This is a genomic window from Dietzia sp. CQ4, from assembly GCF_014145125.1.
Taxonomy (GTDB): domain Bacteria; phylum Actinomycetota; class Actinomycetes; order Mycobacteriales; family Mycobacteriaceae; genus Dietzia; species Dietzia natronolimnaea.
Genome location: NZ_JAALDZ010000422.1, coordinates 1 through 3,648, shown reverse-complemented (window position 1 = coordinate 3,648; position 3,648 = coordinate 1). Strand labels below are relative to the sequence as shown.

Annotated in this window: 3 protein-coding genes and 1 pseudogene; 2 read left to right on the top strand and 2 right to left on the bottom strand. The window is 71.3% G+C overall.

The window, feature by feature from the left end; translation table 11 throughout:
• A pseudogene (locus G6031_RS18215) lies at nt 1-275 on the top strand (hypothetical protein); the annotation flags it as partial.
• A 49-nt stretch (nt 276-324) separates the two neighbouring features.
• On the opposite strand, the gene glgC reads toward G6031_RS18215, so the two are convergent.
• Nucleotides 325-1,551, bottom strand: coding sequence for a glucose-1-phosphate adenylyltransferase (gene glgC / locus G6031_RS18210; RefSeq protein WP_179525590.1), 1,227 nt, complete (start codon nt 1,549-1,551; stop codon nt 325-327).
• A 143-nt stretch (nt 1,552-1,694) separates the two neighbouring features.
• Here glgC and glgA point away from each other — a divergent pair, with 143 nt between their 5' ends.
• Nucleotides 1,695-2,861: a glycogen synthase gene (gene glgA, locus G6031_RS18205; protein ID WP_347237831.1), complete on the top strand. Its 1,167-nt coding sequence runs from the start codon at nt 1,695-1,697 to the stop codon at nt 2,859-2,861.
• A gap of 60 nt (nt 2,862-2,921) precedes the next feature.
• Here glgA and G6031_RS18200 read toward each other — a convergent pair.
• Nucleotides 2,922-3,648 (bottom strand): methyltransferase type 11 (locus G6031_RS18200; protein WP_182654042.1); only part of this gene is annotated, 727 nt, incomplete at its 5' end.

The following is a 3,648-nucleotide window of genomic DNA, read 5'->3' as shown; positions in this document are numbered from 1 at the left end:
CCGGACACCCCGCGTCCGCCGCCCGCTACATCGCGGCGCGGCCGCTGGAGGTGGCCGACAAGCTCGCCGACGGCGCCTACGACCTGCTCGTCGCCGATGTCCCGGATCACTCGGTCGCCCGGGTGGTGTCCCGCGCTCACCAACTGTTGCGTCCCGGCGGCGCGCTGGTCCTGATCGGTGAGCACGCACCGCTGCCGGAGGGCGCTGACCTGCCCGAACACGCACACGTCACCGTGCTGCCCGTCGGCGGCGGGCTGACCGTGGTCGCACTCTGAGCCCGCGCGCCCGGTGGCGGCGAACCGCGGACCGGACCCGGCTGGCGACTCAGCCGGGCAGCGACGTGACGGAGTTCTTGGACACGCTCACCACTCCGCCGGCACTGATCGGGAACCGGAGCCGGTCGCGCTCGTGATCCACGCCGATCACGTCGCCCGGGCCGATCGAGGAGTTCTTGTCCACGATCGCCCTGCGCACCACGGCGCCCCGACCGATCCGCACACCGGGCATCAGCACACTGCCCTCCACCACGGCGCCGTCCTCGACCACCACGTTGTTCGAGACCACGGAGTTGCGCACGGTGGCCGCGGAGATGATCGTCCCCGCCCCCACCATCGACTCCTGGGACATGCCGCCGTTGACGAACTTGGCTGGCGGCAGATTGTCCTGCTGGGTCCGGATCGGCCACAGGTTGTTGTAGAGGTTGAACACCGGGTGCACTGAGACCAGGTCCACGTGGGCGTCGTAGAACGCGTCGATGGTCCCCACGTCACGCCAGTACCCCCGGTCGCGCTCCGTCTCGCCCGGGACCCGGTTGCGGGCGAAGTCGTATACGTACGCGCGCTCCTGTTCCACCAGCGCGGGGATGATGTCCCCGCCCATGTCGTGGGTGGAATCGGGCTTCTCCGCGTCCGCCTTGAGGGCCGTGACGAGCGCATCTGTCGTGAAGATGTAATTGCCCATCGAGGCGAACGTCGCATCCGGGTCGTCCGGCGTCCCCGGAGGATCGGAGGGCTTCTCGACCCAGTCCCGGATCAGGTCGTCGTCCCCCGCGTCGATGCAGCCGAAGGCGAAGGCCTCACTGCGGGGGACCCGGATCCCGGCGACCGTGACCGCGGCCCCCGTGGCGATGTGGTGGTCGAGCATCTGACGGGGGTCCATGCGGTAGACGTGATCGGCCCCGAAGACGACGATGTGGTCCGGCTTCTCGTCGTGGACCAGGTTCAGCGACTGCAGGATGGCGTCCGCCGACCCGGTGTACCACCGCGGTCCGAGCCGCTGCTGCGCGGGAACGGGGGTGATGTACTCGCCCCCCATCCCGCTCATGTGCCACACCTGGGAGATGTGCCGGTCGAGGGAGTGCGACTTGTACTGCGTGAGGACGCAGATCCGCATGAAGCCGGCGTTGACGAGGTTGCTCAGGACGAAGTCGATCAACCTGTACGACCCGCCGAACGGCACCGCCGGTTTGGCGCGGTCCGCGGTGTGCGGGAAGAGGCGCTTGCCCTCGCCACCGGCGAGAACGATTGCTAGGACGTGCGGCTGGTTCCTCACCCCCCCACCGTAACGACTTCCGGGCCGTTGCCACGGACCATCACGGGACTTGCCCCCGCACCGCCCCGCGCCGACACCCCGTGGTCGGGCGGGGTTCACCCGCAACGGTCCCGTGGACGCCCCGGGGGGCTAGGTTGACCGGTGTGCGAGTAGCGATGATGACGAGGGAGTACCCACCGGAGGTCTACGGCGGGGCGGGGGTCCACGTGACGGAACTGGTGGCCACCCTGCGGCCGCTGTGCGAGGTCGACGTCCTGTGCATGGGCGCGGACCGCGACACCGCGCGGGCGTTCCGGCCCGATCCGGAGCTGGGCGAGGACGCCAACCCGGCGATCCGGACCCTCTCCGCCGGCCTGCGCATGTGCGTGGCCGCGGAGGGGGCGGACATCGTCCACTCCCACACCTGGTACGCGGGCCTGGCCGGCCACCTCGCCGGGGAGCTGTACGGCATCCCCCACGTGGTGTCCGCGCACTCTCTCGAGCCCAGCCGACCCTGGAAGGCCGAGCAGCTCGGGGGCGGCTACCGCGTCTCGTCGTGGTCGGAGCGCAACGCCTTCGCCCACGCTGACGCCGTGGTCGCGGTGAGTGCACGGATGAAGGACGAGATCCTGCGCGTCTACCCCGAGGTCGATCCGGAGAAGATCCACGTGATCCTCAACGGCATCGACACCTCGGTGTGGTCACCGGTCGAGACGTTCGCCGGGGAGGACTCGGTCCTCCGCCGGCACGGTGTCGACCCGGACCGTCCGATCGTGGCGTTCGTCGGTCGCATCACACGTCAGAAGGGAGTGCCCCACCTGGTCCGCGCGGCCCGAGATTTCCACCCGGACGCCCAGCTCGTGCTCTGTGCGGGCGCCCCGGACACCCCGGAGATCGCGGCCGAGATGGAATCACTGGTCGCCGACCTGCAGTCCACCCGGGACGGCGTCTTCTGGCTCCGCGACATGCTGCCGCGCGCGGAGGTCATCGAGATCCTCTCCGCCGCCACGGTGTTCGCGTGCCCGTCGGTGTACGAACCCCTCGGGATCGTCAACCTCGAGGCCATGGCCTGCGACACCGCCGTCGTCGCCTCCGATGTCGGCGGGATCCCGGAGGTCGTCGTCGACGGCGAGACCGGCACCCTCGTCCACTACGACGAGTCGGACCCGGACGCCTTCGAGGCCGGTCTCGCGGCCGCGGTCAACGAACTCGTCGTCGATCCGGGCAAGGCCGCCGCGTACGGCCGTGCCGGGCAGGAGCGGGCCCGGACGCGGTTCGCGTGGGAGGCGATCGCCGAGCAGACCCACGCGATGTACGCCTCACTCCTGTAGAGCGCCTACCTCCTGTAGAGCGCCTACCTCCTGTAGAGCGCCTCACTCGTGTAGAGCGCGTCACTCCTGCAGAGACCTGCGGAACGTCCGCACCTCGACGTGGACGCGGACCGGGCCGTCGCCCGACCCGATGGCCCGCTCGACCCCGGCCCGACCCAGGTGGACTCCACTGGGGCCCATGAGGGCCAGGTCCGCGGCGATCGCGGCGGGAACCGTGGTGGTGACGTCGACCACCCGGACCGGACCGGGGTCGAACCCGGCGGCCAGGTGCGTGTCCAGGCGCTCGGCCTTGTCCGCCGCGGGTGCGAGCATCCCGACCCGCGACCGCAGGGGCTCGAGATGACCCGGGCCCGGCACCGCGACGACGAGAGTCCCGCCCGGGCGGAGGACCCGAGCGAACTCGGCGGGGTTCCTCGGCGCGAAGACCACCTGGACCAGGTCGACACCGGCGTCCCGGAGGGGAAGACCGTCCCAGGTGTCGACGACCAACGCCGCGAGGAGGGGATTGACGCGGGCCAGCCGGCGCGCGGCGGCCACCGAGAGCTCCGTGCCGATCCCGAGTGGCTCCCCGACCGCCTCCATGGCGTCCCCACCCGGCGCGACCCTCCGGTGCAGCGCGTCGACGACACGGTCGAGGTAGAACCCCGTCCCGGCCCCGGCATCCAGGAGCACGGGGCGGGCGACCGCGCCGACCGCACCGGTCGCCACCTCGGCCAGGGCGTCGGCGACCCCGTCGAACACCCCGTGGCCGAGGACCCTCTCGCGGGCGGCGACCTGCTCCGCCGAG